25 protein-coding genes are annotated in these 21422 nt (G+C 67.4%); 9 read left to right on the top strand and 16 right to left on the bottom strand.

Annotation, left to right across the window (positions count from 1 at the left end; all coding sequences use genetic code 11):
* Positions 1-34: 34 nt before the first annotated feature.
* Together glmS and coaA are read right to left on the bottom strand one after the other, a co-directional pair.
* Positions 35-1882 (bottom strand): glutamine--fructose-6-phosphate transaminase (isomerizing), encoded by a 1848-nt coding sequence (gene glmS, locus MST3598_RS04590; RefSeq protein WP_029258644.1) that lies wholly within the window; start codon positions 1880-1882, stop codon positions 35-37.
* Positions 1883-1956: 74 nt separating this feature from the next.
* Positions 1957-2910: a type I pantothenate kinase gene (gene coaA / locus MST3598_RS04585; RefSeq protein WP_021198968.1), complete on the bottom strand. Its 954-nt coding sequence runs from the start codon at positions 2908-2910 to the stop codon at positions 1957-1959.
* 29 nt (positions 2911-2939) lie between these two features.
* Between coaA and MST3598_RS04580 the strand changes: the two genes are divergently transcribed.
* Entirely contained in the window at positions 2940-3884 is a 945-nt protein-coding gene (locus MST3598_RS04580) for a Ppx/GppA phosphatase family protein (RefSeq protein ID WP_096359466.1), read from the top strand.
* Between the two features lie 199 nt (positions 3885-4083).
* Positions 4084-5034 (top strand): AraC family transcriptional regulator, encoded by a 951-nt coding sequence (locus MST3598_RS04575; RefSeq protein WP_136053418.1) that lies wholly within the window; start codon positions 4084-4086, stop codon positions 5032-5034.
* 34 nt (positions 5035-5068) lie between these two features.
* On the opposite strand, the gene glmM is transcribed toward MST3598_RS04575, so the two are convergent.
* The 4 genes from glmM to MST3598_RS04555 form a co-directional block, all read right to left on the bottom strand.
* Positions 5069-6427 carry a phosphoglucosamine mutase gene (glmM, locus tag MST3598_RS04570; RefSeq protein ID WP_021198971.1) on the bottom strand — a complete coding sequence of 453 codons (1359 nt, stop codon included), beginning with the start codon at positions 6425-6427 and terminating at the stop codon, positions 5069-5071.
* Positions 6428-6441: 14 nt separating this feature from the next.
* Positions 6442-6927 carry a 30S ribosomal protein S9 gene (rpsI, locus tag MST3598_RS04565; protein ID WP_017828210.1) on the bottom strand — a complete coding sequence of 162 codons (486 nt, stop codon included), beginning with the start codon at positions 6925-6927 and terminating at the stop codon, positions 6442-6444.
* Between the two features lie 27 nt (positions 6928-6954).
* On the bottom strand, positions 6955-7401 hold the full coding sequence (rplM, locus tag MST3598_RS04560) for a 50S ribosomal protein L13 (protein ID WP_017828209.1): 447 nt from the start codon (positions 7399-7401) through the stop codon (positions 6955-6957).
* Between the two features lie 184 nt (positions 7402-7585).
* Complete coding sequence (locus tag MST3598_RS04555; RefSeq protein WP_029258647.1) at positions 7586-8254, bottom strand: endonuclease/exonuclease/phosphatase family protein; 669 nt, start codon at positions 8252-8254, stop codon at positions 7586-7588.
* Between the two features lie 239 nt (positions 8255-8493).
* Here MST3598_RS04555 and MST3598_RS04550 point away from each other — a divergent pair, with 239 nt between their 5' ends.
* Positions 8494-8781: a WXG100 family type VII secretion target gene (locus tag MST3598_RS04550; RefSeq protein WP_028501988.1), complete on the top strand. Its 288-nt coding sequence runs from the start codon at positions 8494-8496 to the stop codon at positions 8779-8781.
* 120 nt (positions 8782-8901) lie between these two features.
* On the opposite strand, the gene truA is transcribed toward MST3598_RS04550, so the two are convergent.
* The 4 genes from truA to MST3598_RS04530 all read right to left on the bottom strand — a co-directional run bounded on the left by truA (position 8902) and on the right by MST3598_RS04530 (position 12276).
* On the bottom strand, positions 8902-9756 hold the full coding sequence (truA, locus tag MST3598_RS04545; protein WP_021199046.1) for a tRNA pseudouridine(38-40) synthase TruA: 855 nt from the start codon (positions 9754-9756) through the stop codon (positions 8902-8904).
* 43 nt (positions 9757-9799) lie between these two features.
* On the bottom strand, positions 9800-10267 hold the full coding sequence (rraA, locus tag MST3598_RS04540) for a ribonuclease E activity regulator RraA (RefSeq protein ID WP_029259832.1): 468 nt from the start codon (positions 10265-10267) through the stop codon (positions 9800-9802).
* Positions 10268-10269: 2 nt separating this feature from the next.
* On the bottom strand, positions 10270-11811 hold the full coding sequence (locus tag MST3598_RS04535) for an APC family permease (RefSeq protein ID WP_021199044.1): 1542 nt from the start codon (positions 11809-11811) through the stop codon (positions 10270-10272).
* Between the two features lie 99 nt (positions 11812-11910).
* Positions 11911-12276, bottom strand: coding sequence for a winged helix-turn-helix transcriptional regulator (locus tag MST3598_RS04530; RefSeq protein WP_021199043.1), 366 nt, complete (start codon positions 12274-12276; stop codon positions 11911-11913).
* Between the two features lie 93 nt (positions 12277-12369).
* Here MST3598_RS04530 and MST3598_RS04525 point away from each other — a divergent pair, with 93 nt between their 5' ends.
* Positions 12370-13218 carry an SDR family oxidoreductase gene (locus MST3598_RS04525; protein WP_029259831.1) on the top strand — a complete coding sequence of 283 codons (849 nt, stop codon included), beginning with the start codon at positions 12370-12372 and terminating at the stop codon, positions 13216-13218.
* Positions 13219-13284: 66 nt separating this feature from the next.
* Here MST3598_RS04525 and MST3598_RS04520 read toward each other — a convergent pair whose 3' ends face one another.
* The 5 genes from MST3598_RS04520 to MST3598_RS04500 all read right to left on the bottom strand — a co-directional run bounded on the left by MST3598_RS04520 (position 13285) and on the right by MST3598_RS04500 (position 15621).
* Positions 13285-13644 (bottom strand): hypothetical protein, encoded by a 360-nt coding sequence (locus MST3598_RS04520; RefSeq protein WP_029259830.1) that lies wholly within the window; start codon positions 13642-13644, stop codon positions 13285-13287.
* Complete coding sequence (locus MST3598_RS04515; protein ID WP_029259829.1) at positions 13644-14264, bottom strand: Asp23/Gls24 family envelope stress response protein; 621 nt, start codon at positions 14262-14264, stop codon at positions 13644-13646. Before MST3598_RS04515 ends, MST3598_RS04520 begins: the two co-directional genes overlap by 1 nt.
* Complete coding sequence (locus MST3598_RS04510; RefSeq protein WP_021199039.1) at positions 14261-14827, bottom strand: RNA polymerase sigma factor; 567 nt, start codon at positions 14825-14827, stop codon at positions 14261-14263. Before MST3598_RS04510 ends, MST3598_RS04515 begins: the two co-directional genes overlap by 4 nt.
* A gap of 120 nt (positions 14828-14947) precedes the next feature.
* Positions 14948-15121 carry a CsbD family protein gene (locus tag MST3598_RS04505; protein WP_029259828.1) on the bottom strand — a complete coding sequence of 58 codons (174 nt, stop codon included), beginning with the start codon at positions 15119-15121 and terminating at the stop codon, positions 14948-14950.
* A 59-nt stretch (positions 15122-15180) separates the two neighbouring features.
* Positions 15181-15621 carry an Asp23/Gls24 family envelope stress response protein gene (locus MST3598_RS04500; protein WP_021199037.1) on the bottom strand — a complete coding sequence of 147 codons (441 nt, stop codon included), beginning with the start codon at positions 15619-15621 and terminating at the stop codon, positions 15181-15183.
* Between the two features lie 178 nt (positions 15622-15799).
* Here MST3598_RS04500 and MST3598_RS04495 point away from each other — a divergent pair, with 178 nt between their 5' ends.
* From MST3598_RS04495 to MST3598_RS04475, 5 genes are all read left to right on the top strand, one after another.
* Positions 15800-16438: a TetR/AcrR family transcriptional regulator gene (locus MST3598_RS04495; protein WP_021199036.1), complete on the top strand. Its 639-nt coding sequence runs from the start codon at positions 15800-15802 to the stop codon at positions 16436-16438.
* A complete protein-coding gene (locus MST3598_RS04490) occupies positions 16439-18118 on the top strand; it encodes an MDR family MFS transporter (protein ID WP_029259825.1) in 1680 nt (559 codons plus the stop codon).
* 105 nt (positions 18119-18223) lie between these two features.
* Positions 18224-18532, top strand: a complete 309-nt coding sequence (locus tag MST3598_RS04485) for a hypothetical protein (protein WP_029259824.1) — start codon at positions 18224-18226, stop codon at positions 18530-18532.
* Positions 18533-18620: 88 nt separating this feature from the next.
* Complete coding sequence (locus MST3598_RS04480; protein ID WP_029259823.1) at positions 18621-19448, top strand: CPBP family intramembrane glutamic endopeptidase; 828 nt, start codon at positions 18621-18623, stop codon at positions 19446-19448.
* Positions 19445-20233, top strand: a complete 789-nt coding sequence (locus MST3598_RS04475; RefSeq protein ID WP_051671127.1) for a CPBP family intramembrane glutamic endopeptidase — start codon at positions 19445-19447, stop codon at positions 20231-20233. The genes MST3598_RS04480 and MST3598_RS04475 overlap by 4 nt, the downstream gene beginning before the upstream one ends.
* Here MST3598_RS04475 and MST3598_RS04470 read toward each other — a convergent pair.
* A complete protein-coding gene (locus MST3598_RS04470) occupies positions 20222-21286 on the bottom strand; it encodes a zinc-binding alcohol dehydrogenase family protein (protein WP_231494472.1) in 1065 nt (354 codons plus the stop codon). The genes MST3598_RS04475 and MST3598_RS04470 overlap by 12 nt on opposite strands.
* Between the last annotated feature and the right edge of the window lie 136 nt (positions 21287-21422).

The following is a 21422-nucleotide window of genomic DNA, read 5'->3' as shown; positions in this document are numbered from 1 at the left end:
AAACGAAGCCATTCGCGCGATTCGAAGGGCGGGTCTACTCGACCGTGACCGACTTGGCGAGGTTGCGCGGCTGGTCGACGTCGAGGCCCTTCGCCGTGGCCAGCGCCATCGCGAAGATCTGCAGCGGCACGACGGCGAGCAGCGGCTCGAACATCGCTCCGGCGAGCGGGATGTGGATGACCTCGTCGGCGAACGGCAGCACGGCGGCGTCGCCCTCCTCGGCGATCACGATCACCCGGGCACCGCGCGCGCGGATCTCCTGGATGTTCGAGACGACCTTGGAGTGCACGAGCGCGGAGTGGCGCGGCGACGGAACCAGCACGAACACCGGCTGCCCGGGTTCGATCAGTGCGATCGGTCCGTGCTTGAGCTCGCCGGCGGCGAAGCCCTCGGCGTGGATGTAGGAGATCTCCTTGAGCTTGAGAGCACCTTCGAGGGCGATCGGGTACCCGACGTGGCGTCCCAGGAACAGCACCGAGCGGGTGTCGGCCATCCACCCGGCGAGCTGGGTGACGTGCTCCTGCTCGCTCTCGAGCACCTTGGCGATCTTCTCGGGAAGAGCAGCGAGTTCGTCGACGTCGACCGAGGCATCGGCGACCGCACCGCGCACCCGGCCCATGTGCAGGCCCAGCAGCAGGAGCGCGGTGATCTGCGCGGAGAACGCCTTGGTCGAGGCCACGGCGACCTCGGGGCCGGCATGGGTGTACACGACGGCATCCGACTCGCGCGGGATCGTGGCGCCCTGCGTGTTGCAGATCGACAGGGTGCGCGCACCGCGTTCCCTGGCGTACTTCACGGCCATCAGGGTGTCCATGGTCTCGCCCGACTGGCTGATCGACACGACGAGGGTGTCGGCGCCGATCACGGGGTCGCGGTAGCGGAACTCGTGGGCGAGCTCCACGTCGACGGCGACACGTGCCCACTGCTCGATCGCGTACTTGCCCACCAACGCCGCGTATGACGCCGTGCCGCAGGCGGTGATGATCACGCGGTTGATACCCACGAAGAGCTCGTCCAGTCCGTCGAGCTCCGGGATGACGACCTGTCCGTCGTGGATGCGACCGCGGATGGTGTTGGCGACGGCCTCGGGCTGCTCTGCGACCTCCTTGGCCATGAAGCTCGACCATCCGCCCTTCTCGGCAGCGGCGGCATCCCACGACACGTCGAACGGCTCGGGCTCGACGGGCGTGCCGGCGAAGTCCATCACGGTGACGGCGTCGGGGGTGATCGAGACGATCTGATCCTGGCCGATCGCAAGCGCCTTGCGCGTGTGCTCGATGAACGCGGCGACGTCGGAGCCGAGGAAGTTCTCGCCCTCGCCGAGTCCGATCACGAGCGGGGAGTTGCGGCGGGCGCCGACCACCAGACCGGGGTGGTCCTGGTGCATCGCCAGCAGGGTGAACGCACCTTCGAGGCGGTTCACGACGCTGCGGAAGGCGAGCTGCAGGTCGCCGCCGTTGCCGGCGTACTCGCGTCCGAGGAGCGCAGCAGCGACCTCGGTGTCGGTCTCACTGCGGAACACGACGCCGTCGGCGAGGAGCTCGTCGCGCAGTGCGGCGAAGTTCTCGATGATGCCGTTGTGGATGACGGCGAGCTTGTCGTCGTCGGCAAGGTGCGGGTGCGCGTTGCCGTCGGTCGGTCCTCCGTGGGTCGCCCAGCGGGTGTGCCCGATGCCGGTCGACCCGTCAGGGAGCGGCGCGTCGGCGAGCGAATCGCGCAGCACGGCGAGCTTTCCCGCCTTCTTGCGCATGCCGAGCGAGCCGCCGCCATCGATGACGGCGACACCCGCCGAGTCGTATCCGCGGTACTCCAGGCGTGCGAGGCCTGCGAGAAGGATGTCCTGGCTGGGGCGCGGGCCCACGTATCCGACGATTCCACACATGCGATCAAGAGTAAGACGAGTTTTTTGCGAGTCGTCCGTACATTCTTCCGCCCCGTCGCGGGTCGCACGCGGGGTCAGAGCTTGCGCAGCAGCACCGTCTCGACATCGTGGTCGGCACCCTTGCGCAGCACCAGGCGCGCGCGGTGCCTGGTCGGCATCACGTTCTCGATGAGGTTGGGCATGTTGATCTCGTTCCAGTAGCCGAGAGCCGTCGTGATCGCCTCGTCGTCCGTGAGGTGCGCGAACACGTTGAAGTAGGACGAGGGGTTGCTGAAGGCCGCCTGCCGGAGTGCGAGGAAGCGGTCGACGTACCACTTCTCGATATGCGACGTATCGGCGTCGACGAAGATCGAGAAGTCGAACAGGTCGCTCACGGCGACATCGTTCGGAGCCGGCGGCGGCTGCAGCACGTTCAGCCCCTCCACGATGACGACGTCGGGGCGACGCACCACGACGTTCGCGTCCGGCACGATGTCGTAGCGCATGTGCGAGTAGAACGGGGCGCGCACCTCGGTGGCACCGCTCTTGACCTCGGTGAGGAACTCGATCAGCGCGCGCCGGTCGTACGACTCGGGGAAACCCTTGCGGTCCATGATCCCGCGGCGCTCGAGCTCGGCGTTCGGGTACAGGAAGCCATCCGTGGTGACCAGCTCCACCCGCGGCGTCCCCGGCCAACGGCTCATGAGCTCGCGCAGCAGACGGGCGATGGTCGACTTGCCCACCGCCACGGAACCGGCCACGCCTACGACGAACGGCGTCGTGGTGTCGTCCTCCTGGAGGAAGGAGGAGGTCGCCGCCCCCAGCCGTTTCGTCGCCGTGGCGTACAGGCTCAGCAGGCGGCTCAGGGGCAGGTACACCTCGCGTACCTCGGTGAGCGAGAGACGGTCCCCGATACCGCGGAGCTCGACGACCTCGGTCTCGGTGAGCGGCTGGTCGAGCCCGGCCGCGAGCCGCGCCCATTCCGCGCGTCCGATCTCCCGATAGGGCGACAGCGGCAGTGTGGGGTCGGCGGTGGTCACGGAGTACATCGTATCCGGGGGGCGAGTAGTCTCTTCCCGTGCGCCTGGGAGTCCTCGACATCGGATCCAACACCGTCCACATGCTCGCTGCCGACGTCCGTCCCGGTGGACGGCCGCTCGCGACGACGAGCGATAGGACGGTGCTGCGCCTCATGCGCTATCTCACCCCCGACGGCTCCATCTCGGAGGAGGGCGTCGCCGCGCTCGAGGAAGCGGTCGCGCAGGCACGGCGTGTGGCCGAGAGCGAGCGTGTCGACGCGCTGCTGGCCACCGCGACGAGCGCGGTTCGCGACGCGCGCAATGGCAGCGAGGTCATCGCCCGTATCGAAGCAGCCCTCGGCCAGCCGTTGCAGGTGCTCGACGGTGAGACCGAGGCCGAGCTGACGTTCCTCGCGGTACGGCGCTGGTTCGGCTGGTCCGCCGGTCAGATCCTGCTCCTCGACATCGGCGGCGGCTCGCTGGAGATCGCCGCCGGCGCGGAGGAGATGCCGGACGCGGCCGCGTCCGTTCCGCTCGGCGCCGGACGCATGACGGTGCAGTTCCTGCCGCACGATCCTCCGGGCGAGGCCGAGGTGGAGCGGCTGCGCGCGCACGCGACGACAACCTTGACCGATGTGCTGCCGCGGTTCGTCGCCCTCCCCCGCCCAGACCATGTCGTCGGATCGTCGAAGGCGATCCGCTCCCTTGCCCGCCTGGTCGGGTACCCGGTACCGGGATGGTCGGGAAGCGAGCGGATGCTGCTCCCCCGCGCCTCCCTCGGGTCGTGGATCCCGCGCCTCGCACGCCTTCCCGCCTCCGCGCGGCAGGAGCTGCCGGGCATCACTCCGGACCGGACGTTCCAGATCGTGGCCGCCGCGGTCTCTCTGCATACGGCGATGACGGCCCTCGACGTCGACGAGCTCGAAGTGTCGCCATGGGCTCTGCGCGAAGGCGTGCTGCTGAGGTACATCGAACAGCTCAGCTGGTCCGCCTCTCGAACCTGAGCGGCGTCCGCCCCTCGAACATGAGCGGAGGACGACGCGGCACGAACACGCCCTGTTGCCGCGTACCTCCGTGCGGGTATCCTCTGACGAAGCGAGCACCTCTCCCGCGGTCGCAGACCGCTGGCGGGAGGTACGAGCCCGGCGAGCCGACCTCATCGTTCGGCGCCGCCCATCGATCATCGGCGTCGGGGGGTGCTGAGTGAGTCCGGGAGAGGCATTGGCCATCGGCTCGGCCGAACTGATCTCGCACGGCGTACGCGCAGTCGACGATCCGGCGACGATCCGCGCGACGCGGCGGACGCCTGGGCCTGTGATCCTGCTGTCGATGCAGGGCACGGCGACCGAACTGGCGATCGACACCACCACCGCGCACCCGCACCACGCCGTCTTCGCCTTCGTGGAGGCAGGGGGAATCTCGGCGAAGGAGCAGCACGGCCCGTGGGTGCCGCTCGGCAACGGGCTCGTGCTCGCCCCGCCCGGGATCGACCAACGTGTTCGGTGCGACGGTGCCTGGCGCATCATCGCCGCCTTTGTTCCCCGCTCCGCGCTCGGGGCGTTCGTCGCGACGCTGCCCGCCACCAGTCGAGTCCTCGAAGAGCGGCGCCCGTTGGATCGCGCCATGCAGGCGTTCATCGAGCAGGTCCTCACCGTCGACGACGACGCGACGGCGATCGAGCGATATGCCATGGAGCATCTGATCGTGGAGATGAGCGGAGCGATCCTGCTCGACCGCGTCGACACGGCGTCCCCGCAACGCTCTCCCCACGCCGCGCTGCGCGACCGCGCCATCGCCGTGATCGCACAGCAGTGCGGCGACCCGGCGTTGAATCCTGACCTCGTCGCCCGCGAGGTTCAGGTCTCCCTCCGTCAGCTCCAGCTGGTCTTCGCCGAAGTGGAGAACAGTGTGGCCGGCGAGATCAGACACCAGCGCGCGCGCCGCGCCCGATCGCTTCTCATCGACAGCCGTTTCGATGCGCTGAGCATCGAGCAGGTGTCCCAGCACTCCGGCTTCCATTCCCCCATCAGCCTCCGTCGCGCGCTCCAGGAGGACTACGGAGCCACGCCGCGGGCACTGCGCGCCCACAGCGGCACGGGATCGCAGAGCGACACGGGATCACGGAGCGGGGAACGCGAGACGGCCGATCGCTGAGATCAGCGATCGGCCGTCGTAGCGTCAGGTCAGGTCAGAGCGACAGGCGCTCTTGGACCACCTCTGCGAGGCGTCCGGCGTATGCATGCACGGATTCGGCATCGGCCGCCTCCACCATCACGCGCACCAACGGCTCGGTGCCGGACTTGCGCAGCAGCACCCGTCCGGAGTCGCCCAGCTCGGACTCGATGTCACGGACGGCTTGCTGCACGACCTCGTCATCGGACACGCGATCCTTGTCCACGTCGCGCACGTTGATGAGAACCTGCGGGTAGACCGTCATCACCGAGGCGAGCTCAGCGATCGACTTCTTCTGCCGCGCCATCTCGGCCACCAGGTGGAGGCCGGTGAGGATTCCGTCGCCTGTCGTGGCGTACTCGCTCATGATGACGTGACCGGACTGCTCACCGCCGAGGGCGTACCCGCCCTCGTTCATGTCCTCGAGCACGTAACGGTCTCCGACGGCCGTCTGGCGCACGGTGATCCCGTGCTCGCGCATGGCGACATGCAGACCGAGATTGCTCATCACCGTGGCGACCAGCGTGTCGTCCGTGAGGTGGCCGCGCTCCTTCATGGACACTGCGAGGATGGCCATGATCTGGTCGCCGTCGATGTGATTGCCCTCGGCGTCCACGGCGAGGCAGCGGTCGGCGTCGCCGTCGTGAGCGATGCCGATGTCGGCCCCGAGACGCACGACGGCCTCGGCCAGGTTGTCCAGGTGAGTCGAGCCGACACCGTCGTTGATGTTCCAGCCGTCAGGGTCGGCACCGATCACGGTGACCTCTGCTCCCGCATCGCGGAATGTCTCCGGAGAGACACCGGAGGCCGCGCCATGGGCGCAGTCGAGCACCACGTGGATGCCGTCCAGCCGGTTCGGGAGCGATCCGAGAAGATGCACCACGTAGCGGTCCTCCGCGTCGGAGAACCGGTCGATGCGACCGACGCCGGCACCCGTCGGGCGCAGCTTGTCGCCGGTCAGCGCTTCTTCGATGCGCAACTCGACCACGTCAGGGAGCTTGCGTCCTCCGCGGGCGAAGATCTTGATGCCGTTGTCGGGCGCAGCGTTGTGCGACGCCGAGATCATCACGCCGAAATCGGCATCGCGATCGGCGACGAGGAAAGCGAGAGCGGGCGTCGGGATGACTCCCGCCTCGAGCACGTCGACTCCGGAAGAGGCGAGACCCGCGGCGACGGCCGCGGCGATGAAATGTCCGGAGACCCGGGGGTCCCGGGCGACCACTGCGGTGAGTCGCTTGCCTTCGGCTTTGCGAGCCTCCGCAGTACGGCCCTGGCCCAGGACGACAGCAGTCGCCTGGGCCAGGGTGAGCGCCAGGTCGGCGGTGAGGGTGCCATTGGCGAGTCCTCGCACGCCGTCCGTGCCAAAGATCGGCATCGGAGCAGTTGACCTTAACGCTTCGAGTACTGAGGCGCCTTACGGGCCTTCTTGAGTCCAGCCTTCTTGCGCTCCTTGACACGGGCGTCGCGCGAGAGGAAGCCGGCCTTCTTCAGGGTCGGACGGTTGTTCTCCTCGTCGATGCCGTTCAGCGAACGGGCGATTCCGAGGCGAAGCGCACCGGCCTGACCCGAGGGGCCTCCGCCGGAGATGCGTGCGATGACGTCGTACGCACCAGCGAGGTTCAGCACGGTGAACGGGTCGTTGATCAGCTGCTGGTGCAGCTTGTTCGGGAAGTAGTCCTCGATCGTGCGGCCGTTGACCGTGATCGTGCCCGAGCCGGGGACGATGCGCACGCGGGCGATGGCCTGCTTGCGACGGCCGACAGCGGCGCCCGGGACGCTGAGGACGGGGCGGGGAGCCGCCTCGACCACGTCGGTCTCGGGAGTCGACGTCGAGAAGTTCTGGGGGGTTTCGGTGGTGTCCTGGATGTCAGCCACGAGTATGTCCTTAAGTCTTTACGGCGCTTACTGGGCGACCTGGTCGAGGGTGTACGGCGTCGGCTGCTGTGCGGCGTGCGGGTGCTCGGCACCGACATACACCTTGAGCTTGGACAGCTGCTGGCGGCCGATGCTGTTCTTGGGGAGCATGCCACGGATGGCCTTCTCGACAGCGCGGACCGGGTTCTTCTCGAGGAGCTCGGCGTAGGTGACCGACTTCAGGCCGCCCGGGTAACCGGAGTGGCGGTAGGCCATCTTCTTCTGGAGCTTCTGACCCGTGAGCGCGACCTTCTCCGCGTTCACGATGATGACGAAGTCACCCGAGTCGATGTGGTTGGCGAAGGTCGGCTTGTGCTTGCCACGCAGGAGCGTTGCGGCGTGCGAGGCCAGACGGCCGAGAACGACGTCAGTGGCGTCGATGACGACCCAATCGCGCTGGACTTCGCCAGCCTTGGGGGTGTAAGTGCGCGTCACGATAGTGCTGCTTTCTTGTGTCGAACGGAGAAGTTCGTGAATCCCACTCCGGGGTGGTTCTTCCCGACAGGGAGGAACACGCCAGTGGAGGGCTCACGTTCGGACGATGCCCCTTCTCCGCGGACGGGGAAAGGCACCAAAGAGAAATCATACGCCACGCCGTGCGTATGCCCAAACCCTGGCCTCAGTCGGGCTTGACCGTGACGAGGATGGGACGGTGATCGCTCGCGCCCTGCGGGAGAGTCGTGATGCGTTCGATCTCGAAGCCGGTCGACGTGGCGAAGTCGTAGTGCCCCCGGAACACGCGGTAGCGCGTATACGTGTGGTCGTCGCTGAGCGACAGCGCATACCCGTGCTCTCGAACGGCCTGACCGAGGTTCTCCTTGAAGATCGGATAGTTGTAGTCCCCGACCATCAACTGCGGCAGTCCCTCGCCGAGCGCAGCGAGCTCGCTGAGGGCGGCGCGGATCTGGTGACGTCGCAACGAGTTCAACGCGGTCAGCGGCGCGGCATGGAAGGAGGCGACGATGAAGTCCTGGCCATCGTCGATGTCGCGCAATCGTGCGCCGAGGACGCGCTCGTGCGCCGGCTTCGCGATGCGGTCGTGCAACGACTTCTTGAGGCCGAGCATGCGGATCGCCTGCAGATGGAATGTGCTCGCTCGATAGAAGAGCGCAAGCCCGAGACGATTGCCCTGCGTGGCGTCAGCCAGCACGAGGTCGCCGATCTGCGCGGGCAGCTCCGGAACATCGCACTCCTGCAGGCAGAGGACGTCGGGATCGTGCGCACGCACGAGCGCGGCGAGTTCGCCGGCTGCCCGGTGCTTCTGGAGGTTGTACGAGATGACCTTCATGATCGTTCCCACGCTACTCCCGACCGCTGTGCGTGGGCTCCGCGCAGCCGCCCGACGGCGTGTCCTGGACGTGATCGGTACCGGCGCCCGTGCCGATGAGGGCGCCGGTACCGACACGCATCGAGCCCTGTGCGGGGATGGGGAGTTGTCCCCATCGACGGTGTTCGTGGGTGCGCCGTAGGGTGGGTGTTGTTCGGGCCGGAGGGGTCCGGTTCTCTCGATTGGCGGAGGTGTGGACGATGGCCGATTTCGGTGCGTCTTATGCGGAGATGGAGCAGGTGGCGTCGTCGCTGTCGCAGGCTCGTGATGACATTCAGGGTCAGTTGGACACGTTGAAGGGTCAGGTGGACACTCTTCTGGGTGAGGACTTCAAGACGCAGCATGCGTCGGGGAAGTTCGGTGAGGGGTACACGGAGTTGACGACGGGTCTGAAGACCGCGGTCGATGGCATCAACGACATGTCCGAGTCGCTGTTGGGCATGATGCGGGCGATCCAGGACCTGGACCAGCAGCTCGCCGGCAGCTGACACACGGCACGGTTTCACGAAGAGGGTCGACCACGACGGTCGGCCCTCTTCGTCGTATGCGCCGCTCTCACACCGAGTGTCCGCGCGGGAGGTCGAGTGCTGCTGGGCGCGCCGACGCCTTCAGTCGCTGCCACGCGTGTCATCGCGTCGCGCGCGGGTCTGCTCCGCCCGCGCCGAGAGCAGCGCGTCGGCCGGATACCCGACCTCGGTGAGGATCAGGCCTCGCGCGGCCAGCACCTTGAACTCGCTCGTCCTCGTCAGCGCGTCACGCAGCACCACCAGGTCGTCCACATCGAGACGCCGCTCCCCCACCGCCACGCAGGCGCCGACCAGTGCGCGCACCATGCTGTGGCAGAACGCGTCGGCCTTGACCTCCGCCACGAGCACGCCATCGGCATCGCGCTCCCAGCGGTAGTCGAGCAGGGTGCGGATCGTCGTCGCCCCTTCCCTGGGCTTGCAGTACGCCGCGAAGTCGTGCAGCCCGATGAGCGTACGCGCGGCGGCATCCATCGCCTGATCGTCGAGCCGCCCGCGAACCGTGGTCGTGTCGTGGCGGCGCAGCGGATCGAAACCGGCCTGCGCGTCGGCGAGACGGTATCGGTAGCGACGCCACACCGCAGAGAATCGGGCGTCGAACCCCTCCGGGGCGATCGACGTCCGCGTGACCGTGACGTCGGAGTAGGCGCCGAGCACGCCCCTCATGCGACCGGCGATGGTCTCCGCGGGCTCCAGCGGCGCGCGTCCCTGCCGGGCCTCGATGCGCGCCCACTGTCTCTCATCCAGGTCGACGTGCGCGACCTGGCCGCTTGCGTGCACACCGGCGTCGGTGCGCCCCGCGACCACGAACTGCACGTCGGATCCGACGATCCGGGCGAGCGCGGCCTCCAACGTGCCCTGCACGGTGCGGAGAGTCGGCTGCTTCGCCCACCCGCGGAAGTGGGTGCCGTCGTAGGCGATGTCGAGCCGGATGCGCACGGAGCAAGCCTAGGACACGCACTTCTCCTCCACCGGTCGCCCCTCAGCGTTCGACGAGGATCCCGTCCTCATCGCTGTAGAGGTGGGCCCCGGGCCGGAACACCACTCCGGCGATCACGAGCGTCACGTCGCGCTCACCCGCGCCGAGCTTGGCGCTCTTGCGCGGATTGGTGCCCAGAGCCTTCACCCCGAGGTCGAGCGCGTCGATGGCGACGCTGTCCCGGATCGCCCCGTTGATGACCACGCCCGCCCACCCGCTCGCAACGGCCGATGCCGCGATCAGATCGCCCATGAGCGCCGTCTCGAGCGATCCGGCGCCATCGACGACGAGCACGGCCCCCTCGCCGGGGCTCGCGAGGACGGACTTCACGATCGCATTGTCCTCGAAGCAGCGGACGGTACGGATCGGCCCGTCGAATGCCGTTCTGCGCCCGAACGAGCGCAACTGCAGCGAAAGGGATTGGATCCCCTCTCCGAGCTGGTCGTAGAGGTCGGCCGTCGCGACCGGCATCCTCAGATGCCTCCGTCGATCGAACGGATCGTCACCGCAGGCTCGTCCGGCACCATCACCTCGGTCTCGCGGTTCAGGCTCTCGCCGCGGAAGAACCGCTTCGACCGCGGGAACAGGTACCAGACGAACATCAGCACCAGGCCGAAGGCCAGCGATCCGACACCGATGACGAAAGTGCCGCCGATGCCGAACAGCACCGTGTAGCCGTAGTCGACGTCCCACATGTCGATCGCCGACTGGAGGAACGCCCACGTGAGCATGAGTCCGCCCAGCAACGGGAACAGGCCCTTGAAGAAGAACTCGCGGGCGGACGACGTCAGGTCCTTGCGGAAGTACCACACGCAGGCGAAGCCGGTGATGGCGTAGTAGAACGCGATCGCGAGACCGAGCGAGAGGATCGAGTCCTGAAGGATGTTGTCGCTGATCAGCGTCATCCCGACGTAGTAGACGGAGGCGACCACTCCCATGACGATCGTCGAGAACGACGGGGTCTTGTAGGTCGGGTGCACGTCCTTGAACTTCGCGGGCAGGGCACGGTAGACACCCATCGCGAGTGTGCCGCGGGCCGTCGGCAGGATCGTGGTCTGGGTCGACGAGATCGCCGAGATGATCACCGAGACCACCAGCACCCATCCGAACGGGCCGAGCAGCCCGTCCTTGATCGCCAAGAAGAAGTCGTCGGCGTTCGCCTCGTTGCCCAGGCCCGTGCCGTCCTCGCCGAGACCCGCGTACATCATGGCCGCGATGGTCACGGCGACGTAGGTGAACAGCAGGATCACGGTCGTCAGCAGCGCGGCACGACCCGGGATGCGCTTCGGGTCCTTGGTCTCCTCGTTGAGAGCGAGGCAGGTGTCCCATCCCCAGTAGATGAACAGCGCGAGCAGGATGGCCTCGGTGAAGCCCGACCAGTCGGTGAACGCGAACGGGTTCATCCACTCCCAGTCGAAGGGGGTCGGGTTCGGGGCGGTGCCGGCGAAGAACTGCCAGAGCGCCGCGACGACGAAGATCGCGAGCGCCAGGTACTGGATCCCGAGCAGGATGTTCTGGATGCGCTCGCCGATCTCGACCCCGCGCCAGCTGACCCACGTCATCGCCGCGATGAAGAGCACGGCGACGACCACGACGCGCCAGTCGTTGTTCTCGAGGTCCTGTCCGATCAGCGACCAGAAGTAGACCGAGGCGATCTGGGCGAGGTTGGCGAGCACGACCATGCCGGCGACCGCGACACCCCAACCGCCCATCCATCCCACCCAGGGGCCGAACGCCTTGGTCCCCCAGGTGAAGGTCGTGCCGCAGTCGGGCACCGCGTTGTTCAGCTCGCGATAGGCGAAGGCGATCAGGAGCATCGGGACGAAGGCGATGATGAAGGCGATCGGAGCCTGCGCGCCGACGGCGAGCACCACGAAACCGAGCGTCGCGACCAGCGAGTAGACCGGGGCCGTCGAGGCGAGACCGATGACGGTCGACCCCCAGAGTCCCAGTGTTCCCGCAGCCAGACCCTTGCCGTCGGGTCGTTCCAGATGAATCGGCGTCGTTGCTGCCATGTCAGAACAGTAGAGCCACCACGGTTATCGCGTCAATGGGTTTCTTCGACCATCTGAATCCGAAGCACAAGATGCGCCTTGACGACGGATTCCGTCGATTCAGGTCCTTTCGAGCATGGCGTCAGCATGATCGGCCACCCACTCCATCAGGGGCAGCATCCGCTCCATCAGATCGCGACCGAGCGGCGTCAGGCTGTACTCCACGTGCGGGGGCACGGTCGGGAGCGATTCCCGGTGGACCAACCCGTCGTCCGCGAGCGTGCGCAGAGTGGACGCGAGCATCTTCTCACTGATCCCGCCGACCTCCCGACGCAGCGCACCCCAACGGTGGGTGCCGTCGGACAGGCAGGAGAGCACGAGAACTCCCCACTTGCTCATGATGTGATCGAGGACGACCCGCGTGCCGCAGTTCTGATCGAAGACGAATGGAGTCGATTCCTTTATCTGCGCGAAACTAACCGTCATGTGGGTACCTTACTTCAAAGTGGGTACCGTCGGTTTGGAATGCCGGACACCCACCCCGGGGTTGTCGAGGGTGTCACCTAAGAAAGGACCCTCATGACCATCCTCGTCACCGGCGCCACCGGCAACCTCGGCCGCCTCATCATCGCCAGCCTGCTCGAGCGCGGAGCCGACCCGCAGTCGATCGTCGCCGGAGCCCGCGACACGGCCAAGGCCGCTGATCTCGGCGTGCGCGTCGTCCCCCTCGACTACACCGACCCCGCATCCGTCGCCGCTGCCGTCGAGGGTGTCGACACCGTCGTGCTGGTATCCGGATCCGAGGTCGGCCAGCGCGTCGCACAGCACCAGGCGGTCATCGAGGCCGCCAAGGCCGCCGGCGTCTCCAAGTTCGTCTACACGAGCGCCCCGAAGGCGACCACGAGCGACCTGATCCTGGCGCCGGAGCACAAGGCGACCGAAGAGCTCATCGCGGCCGCGGGACTGCCCGCGGTGATCCTCCGCAACAACTGGTACACCGAGAACTACGCCGCCGACCTCGCGCGCGCCGCCGAGACGGGCGTGCTCGCCGCCGGCGCCGGCGACGGACGTGTCGCCTCGGCGAGCCGCAAGGACTTCGCCGAAGCCGCGGCCGCAGTGGCGCTCGAGGACGGGCACATCGGCGAGGTCTACGAGCTGGGCGGCGACGTCGCCTGGAACTACTCCGACCTCGCCGCGGCGTTCGCCGAGGTGACGGGACGAGAGGTCTCGTACGTCCCGCTCGGCTTCGACGACCAGATCGCCGCGCTCCGCGGCGCCGGCCTCGACGAGGGTACGGCCGGATTCGTCGCTGCGCTCGACGCCGGAATCAAGAACGGCGCCCTCGGCGACACCGACGGCACGCTCGCACGTCTGATCGGCCGCCCGACAACCCCGCTCGTCGAGGGGCTGCGCGCCGCCTCCGCCTGATCCCGCGGGGAGACCGCGTGCCGTCGTCCCCCCGGACGGCGGCACGCGGTGGCTTTCATCGCTGGGTCAGGTCGCCGCGTGCGCTTGCACCGGAACCTGCACGTGAGCGACGGTGAGGGTGATGCTCTCACGGCGGACGCCGCGCTCCGCGAGCACCGCATCGACGGCCGCCTGCACGGCGTGGAGGATCTCCGCCGAACGCGCTGCGGAGTCGACACCGAGGGTCGCCTCGATGACCACACCGTCACCGTTCCCGGCGACGGAGACGATCGGCTCCTCGTTCGTGCGCACGCCGATCGCCTCGGCCCCCGCACGCAGCAGGTTCGAGATCAACGACCCGGACCGATAGACGCTGCGGACGCCCGGCGTCGACCGGACGACCGCCTCGATCGCTGCGGCGAGCTCGCCGCGCTCCTGTGCATCCATCAGCTCTCCCCCGCCCACGACGACACCTCCCGGATGTCTCTGATCGCGATGTCGATCGCGACGACGTTCAACTCGGTGTGTGCACGCAGACCACGATCCACCTCGGCTCGCAGCTCGGCGGCGACCTTCGGGATGGACTGTCCGTGCAGCGCGCTCGCATCGATCTCGACACGGATCGGGGTCCCGGGTCGGGTCACGTCCCCGTCGAGTCGGCACCGTCCGATGAGAAGGCCGGGCACGGCGTTCTCCGCCGACCGGATGAGTCCTCGCACCGCACCCTCGGTGATCGCGAGAGCCACCTGCGGATCCGGAGACTCGAACGGGATGCGCCTTCCGGCGCGCGCATCCATGGCGATGCCACTGAGGATGCGATCGACCCAGTTCTCGTCGACCGGAGGTTCGGCAGCGGCTTCCGCAGCGATGAGCTCGGCACCGAGCCCCTGCAGCCGTGTCAGTGCGTCGAGTGCGAGCTGGCAACCGGGAGACTCGTCGATCGAGCGATCTGCGGGCTGTCGCCCCGCATCGAGATAGTCGGTGAGCTCGTCGAGCGTGTGCCCGTCGAGATCGGTCGGTTCCAGGCCGAGCCGGCGGACGTCGGGACTCTCTCTGTCGTCGGTCATCGCCACTCCTCCATCCGTACGATCATGTATTTCCGTGCTCGGGCGAGCAGTCCGCGGGCCGTCGAGACGGGGATGTCGAGCTCCTCGGAGATCTCCTCATAGGAGTACCCGCCGATCTCCCGCAGAACCCAGCACTCGCGCTGCGCATCCGGCAGCTCGCGCAGGGCGGCACCGAGCGCCGCGACGCCCGCGCGCGCTTCGACGACCGCGGTCGGCGACGCGTGCAGCGGGGCGGGACGGTCGATCGAGTCGATGTCCACGGCCGGTCGGGTCGCACGGATGCGATCGACGGCCTTCCGACTGACGATCCGCATCAGCCAGCTCTTCACCTTGGTCGGGTCGTCGAGCTCGCCGAACCGCTGCCAGGCGGTGACGAAGGATTCCTGGACGATGTCGTCGACATCGGCCGATGCGTTCAGCATCCGCTGCGTGTACGCCCGCATCATGGGCGTGTACCTGCGCACGAGAACCGCGAACGCCGCGACGTCGCCATCCATCGCGCGGCCGGCGACGATGCCGTCGTCCGCATGTTCGAGCGCTGTGCGAAAGCGTTCGTCTTCCATCTACCCCACCCCTCGACCCGATCCCCTGAGAGGTTCGGAACAGTCGCCCCACCGGATCGGATCATTTCTCACCCACCTGGGAAGGATCGGGGAGAGGCCGCGCGGCCTCTCCCCGCCTCGTCACTTCTTGAAGGCATCCTTCACGTTCTCGGCGGCGTCGCGGACGTCGCCCTTCGCCTGCTCGGCTTTGCCCTCGGCGACGAGCTTGTCGTTGTCGGTGAGCTTGCCGACGGTCTCCTTCGCCTTGCCGGAGACCTTCTCCGCAGCGGCCTTGATCTTGTCTTCAGCACTCATGGCTTCTCCTTCTCCCATATCGGCCCCGGAGTTCGGGACCGCGTCTTCGACGAGGCGCCCTATGCGGTCGGCGCGTCGTCCGTGTCGTTGTCATCGTCGGAGGGCACGTGCACGTCGTCGATGGTGACGTTGACCTCGACGGCCTGCACGCCCACCAGCTCGACGATGTCCCGGTGGATGGCTGCGCGCACGTCGTCGGCGACCTTCTGCAGCGACACCGGATACTCCGCGACGATCGTCACATCGACCGTGATCTGTGCTTCGCCGACCGCGACGCTGATCCCCTGCGAGAGGTCGGTCGTGTTGAGCGCATCCCGAATCGCGCCCACCATGCGCGCGGCGCCCCCGCCGAGCGTGTGGACCCCACTGACGTCACGCGCAGCGATGCCGGCGATCTTCGCGATCACCGCATCCTCGATCGTGGTCGTCCCCACTGCAGCCCCCTGCACCGGAGTGACGACCTGGATCTCGGGCTGAATGCCACCCGTCGTGTTCGTCATCGTGAGCTCCTTCATCCGTGTGCCGCCCGCAGTGCGGTGCGCAGGTCGCGGTCGGCGACGCCATCACTAAGACGTATGCCGGAGGGCAGATGTCACAGATCGGTCGAAAAGATTCTCGTGAAGGCTCAACGCACCACTCTCAGTGCACTCCAAGGTTGAGAGTGCAATATTGCACTCCATGAGCGAGAGTGCAGATTCACTGCGGGAGCAACGCAAGCGGGACACCTCCCGCGCCCTCACCGATGCCGCGCGGCGACTGACGACGGAGAGGGGCTTCGCCGGTTTCACGATCGAGGAGCTGTGCGCCGAGGTCGGGGTCTCCCGTCGCACGTTCTTCAACTACTTCGAGAGCAAGGAGAACGCGGTCTTCGGGTTCGCGACGATCGATTCCCGCCAGGAGGCGCTCGAGGAGGAGTTCGCCGCCCGCCGCGGCGACCTCATCGACGACTTCATCCAGCTGACGATCAGCCGCTTCGAGCTCTTCAATCCCGTGGAAGACGCCCCGGCGATGTTCGCCGTGATCGAGCAGGAGCCGCGTCTGCTCAAGGCTGCATTCGAGCAGATCGCGAAGAACGAACGACGCGATGTCGGCCTGATCCTGCGCCGCACTGTCGACGCCGAAGGCTCCGATCAGACCGACGACACGGCCGACGCGGAGTTGCGCGCCGAGGTGGTCGTGCACACCGTCGGCGCGCTCGTGCGCATGAGCATGGACCAGCTCCTGCATCACCAGTCCATCGAGTCGTTCGCCGACCTCATCACCCGACGCCTCGACCTCGCCCGATCGCTGTACGCGCCGTCACAGAAAGCCCACTGAATGTCCGTCACCGCCACGAAGGATGCGCCCTTCCTGCTCACGAAGCGCCGCATCTGGATCATCTTCAGCGCCCTCATCGCGGGCATGCTGCTCTCCAGCCTCGACCAGACCATCGTCTCCACCGCCATGCCGACGATCGTCGGGCAGCTCGGCGGCGTCGACCACCAGGTGTGGATCACCACCGCCTACCTGCTCGCGACCACCATCGTGATGCCCATCTACGGCAAGTTCGGCGACGTGCTGGGTCGGCGCAACCTCTTCCTGGTCGCGATCGCGCTGTTCACCCTCGCCTCGGTCGGCTGCGCGTTCGCCAGCGACTTCTGGATGTTCGTCGTGTTCCGCGCACTGCAGGGTCTCGGCGGTGGTGGTCTGATGATCCTGTCGCAGGCGATCATCGCCGACATCGTCCCCGCCAATGAGCGTGGCAAGTACATGGGACCGCTCGGTGCCGTCTTCGGCCTCTCGGCTGTCGCCGGTCCACTGCTCGGTGGCTACTTCGTCGACCACCTCACCTGGCAGTGGGCGTTCTACATCAACATCCCGGTCGGCATCGCCGCCTTCATCATCGCCCTGGTCGCGCTCAAGCTGCCGAGCAAGAAGGCCGAGAAGCCGATCGACATCTTCGGGGTGATCTTCCTCTCCATCGCCACGACGTGCCTCATCTTCTTCACCGACTTCGGCGGAGACAAGGAGTTCGGTTGGGATTCGCTCGCCACCTGGGCCTGGGGGGCCGGACTCGTCGTCGCAGCGACCGCCTTCGTGATCACGGAGTCGCGAGTGCAGGACCCGATCATCCCGCTGAGCCTGTTCCGCAACCCGATCTTCGTGAACGCCACCGCGATCGGACTCGTCCTCGGAATCGGCATGTTCGCGGCGATCGGATTCGTGCCGACCTTCCTGCAGATGTCCTCCGGCACCTCTGCCGCGGAATCCGGTCTGCTGATGATCCCGATGATGGTCGGCCTGATGGGGACCTCGATCTTCTCGGGCATCGCGATCTCGAAGACCGGCCGATACAAGATCTATCCGATCCTGGGCACGATCATCACCGGCATCGCCATGGTCTCGATGACCACGCTGTCGGCGTCGACCCCGATCTGGCTGATCTGCGTGTTCCTGTTCGTGTTCGGCGCCGGTCTCGGCCTCATCATGCAGGTCGTCGTGCTGGTCGTGCAGAACGCGGTCCCGGCCGGCGAGATCGGCACCGCGACCAGCACGAACAACTACTTCCGCGAGGTGGGCGCCTCCCTCGGCACGGCGGTGTTCGGCACGATATTCACCACGCGGCTCACCGAGAACCTGCTCGGCGTCTTCGCGGGAGCCGGCGCCTCACCCGAGGCGGCCTCCGAGGCCGCGTCGACGATCGATCCGTCGACGCTCAGCTCCCTGCCCGACGAGGTCCGAGAGGGCATCGTCACCGCCTATGCGGACGCCCTGGCGCCGGTGTTCTGGTATCTCGTCCCATTCATCGTGCTCGCGCTCCTGCTCTCGCTGTTCCTCAAGCAGATCCCGCTGTCGGATCAGGCCGGACTGGTCGCACGCGGCGAGGCCATCAGCGGTGACGAGGCGGAGCGGCTGGAGGCCGAGCAGCGCGGGGGCGGACGGTCGGATGCGGCCGTCGCCGACGCCACGACCGATGCCGGGCCGACGGACCCCGGCTCCAGGCCCGTCGCGCGCTGAGCGAGCCGCCCTTGCCCGCCTGGGGCAGGGGCGGCTCTCTGTCAAGGGGCTCCCCTTTCGCGTCCCGATCGAGCAGTGTTCATCGTGGGGGCAGCGAGGAGAATGATGGAGCACGATCCAGACCGGAGATTCACGCTGGTCGAGGTGAGCGCGAGCGACTGGGCGATCCACGATCTGCAGTACCCGGAGAACGACCACCGCAGAGTCGTCTGCACGATCTTCGAGGATGCCCCCACCGAGGTGGAGGTGCTGTGGCGCCGCGACCTCCCGCTCGCCCTGCGGTACTCCTCCGCCGAAGACGTCCTCGAGGCCGTGCGGCGGTTCCAGGACTCCTCCCGTGCAACGCGCCCCATCCCGATCCCCCACCTGCCCCCGGCCCGCGGCGCGCACGGCAGAAGGTCTGCACCACGCTGACACGCCGTGATGATCAGGTGGACGCGATATGTCGGTCTGCGCCAGACTGACGAGCAGTAGGCCGTCCCCCACCTCGCCTGGAGTCCCCGTGTCGTCACCCGCACCCATCGCATCCTTCTGGAAGACCTTCTGGGAGAGGGGCGGCTGGTGGCGAGCCCTCCTGCTCACCGCCGTCTACTTCGCCCTGTTCCAGCTGTTGTCACTGGTCTTCACCCCTCTCGCCGAGCAGGTCCAGGACCCGGCGGGCACAGCCGGTGTCGCGGTGTTCTACCTGCTGCCCGAGATCATCGGAGCCGTGATCCTGGCGCTCTTCACCCTGTCGGTCGGATGGTGGCGCGAGCTCTTCGCGCGGCAGCCGATCCGCGGCCGTGGCTGGATGTGGATCGCGATCGTCGTCGTCCTGCTCTTCAACATCCTCCGGTTCGCCACGATCGACTATGGAGCTGTCGGCGTCGACGTCGTCCTCACGTGGCTGCTCACCGGACTCCTGATCGGGCTGACGGAGGAGGTCCTCACCCGCGGCCTGGTCGTGACCCTGATGCGCAAGGCCGGCTACCGCGAGATCGTCGTCGCGGTGATCTCGGCCACGCTGTTCTCCCTCCTCCACGCGGGCAACCTGCTCTCGGGACAGCCTCTGCTGACCACCGCGATCCAGGTCCTGTACACCTTCGCCTTCGGCATCCTGATGTATCTGGCCCTTCGCGTCACCGGCACGCTGATCGCACCGATCCTGCTGCACGCGAGCACGGACCCGAGCATCTTCCTGCAGTCCGCGTATCCCGCGGACGGTCCACTCACGGCCTTCGCCGCCTTCGGCAACATCGCGGTGATCATCACCGGGTTCGTGCTGATCTTCTTCATCCGCGGTCGCGTCGGCGACGCCCAGCCGTCCCTCTCCGAGACGCGCTCCGCATGACGGCGCCGTCGCTCCGCGTGCAGCCGCGGGTATGGATCGGCCTGGTCATCTGGGTCGGCTACATCGTCGTGGTGTTCGCGATCCAGAAGTCCACGGGGATCCCCTACGACACATGGGGCGACAGTGCCGGCAACCTCTTCTTCGGCGCCGGGCTCTCCCTCATCGTCGCGACGATTCTCCTCGGGATCACCACGAGCCTGCTCGGCTGGTGGGGCCCGGCGATCCACGAGGCGCAGCGCAGCCGTCACACCTGGCCGATCTTCGTACCGATCCTGGTCGCCGTGGCCGCCGTGCTGAATCTCGCCGGTACCGATTGGAGCGCGTACAGCGGTGCGTTCCTCGGCGCTTCGCTCGTGCTCCTCCTGGTCGGCTTCACGGAAGAGATCGTGCACCGCGGACTGCTGCTCACGGCTCTGCGATCCCGGTTCGCCGAGGTCTGGGTGTGGCTCCTCTCCTCGGCCCTCTTCGCGGTGATGCACTTCGTCAACGTGCTTCTCGGCGCACCGTTCGCCGGCACCGTCAGCCAGGTGGGCACCGCCTTCCTCATGGGGACGGCGCTCTACATCCTGCGCCGGGTGACCGGATCGCTCATCTGGGCGATGGTGCTGCACGGCGTGTGGGACTTCTCGGTCTTCGCCGCGGGGGTGGGCACGCCGAGCGGGGTCTCCGTGATCGCCAACCTCCTCTACCTGCTGGTGGGGATCGTCGGTGTCGCGATCGTCTGGGTCGTGATCCGCGGAGTGGACGAGCGCACCCCCGCGCTCGGGTCGGCCTCACTGCAGTAGGTCTGCCTCCGGCCAGTCGGTCACGACGACCTTCCCGATGGTGCGCGACGATTCGACGATCTCGTGCGCCCGACGCATGGTCTCGGCGTTCAGCGGGGTGAGGTGGGTCGTGACCGTGGTGCGGAGGGTGCCGTCGTCGACGAGGGCGGCGACGCTCTCCAACAGGTCATGCTGGTAGTGATCGGCGGGGTCGGTGACCGGCCGGGTGAACATGAGCTCCCAGCGCCAGGTGACGCTCTTCGCCTTGAGCGCGTCGATGCTGCCCCCTGTCTCGTCGATGGAGACCACCTGTCCTCGTGGACGGATGACGTCGGCGATCGCGCGGACGTTGCCGGGCGTGAACGACGTGAACACGTAGTCGACACCGGTCGGAGCGAGCGCCGACACCTCGCTGGTGAAGTCGCGGCCGACGACGTGATCTGCGCCCATCTTCCGCACCCACTCCGCCGTCTCAGGCCGAGAGGCCACCGCGACGACCTCGAGACGGGTGAGCGCCTTCGCGAGCTGGATGATCAACGATCCGACGCCCCCTGCGGCACCGATCACCAGGAGCACGCCCTCGCTCTCGCGGGTGAGGGCGAGGCGGTCGAACAGGCTCTCCCAGGCGGTGATGACGGTGAGGGGCAGAGCGGCCGTCTCGGCCACCGAGAGCGTGTGCGGCGCATGACCCACGATGTTCTCGTTCACGAGGTGGTATCGGGCGTCGGTGCCGGGGCGGTCGATCTGCCCGGCGTAGTAGACGCGATCCCCCACCGCGAAACGCGTGATCTCGTCACCGACGGCGACCACGACTCCCGCCGCGTCATATCCGAGGATCCGCGGCGCACCCGACGTGGGAGCGCCGGCGCGCACCTTCACGTCGACGGGATTCACCGACACGCCCTGCACCTCGACGAGGAGATCTCGACCGACGGGGTTCGGCACGGGAAGCGAGATGTCGCTGAGGGACGTGGGATCGGTCACGGGACGTCGACCGCGGGCGCCGATCGCGGGCATGCGCTCGGGGAGAGGATGCGACGAGGAGGCGGAGTTCGGAGTGTTCATGGTTGTCATGCGCGTCACGCTATCCGAAGCACTCTAGTTACCCGCAAGCGCTCCTGGTATCCAAAAGATACTGGCCTGGATCGTGGAGATGGGCGACCTCGGCGGAGCGTTCCCGCCGCAAGGAGCGCCGAATCGCGATACCCAG

It is taken from the genome of Microbacterium sp. TPU 3598, from assembly GCF_002356155.1.
Taxonomy (GTDB): domain Bacteria; phylum Actinomycetota; class Actinomycetes; order Actinomycetales; family Microbacteriaceae; genus Microbacterium; species Microbacterium maritypicum_A.
This window is presented reverse-complemented; position numbering and strand designations above follow the sequence as displayed.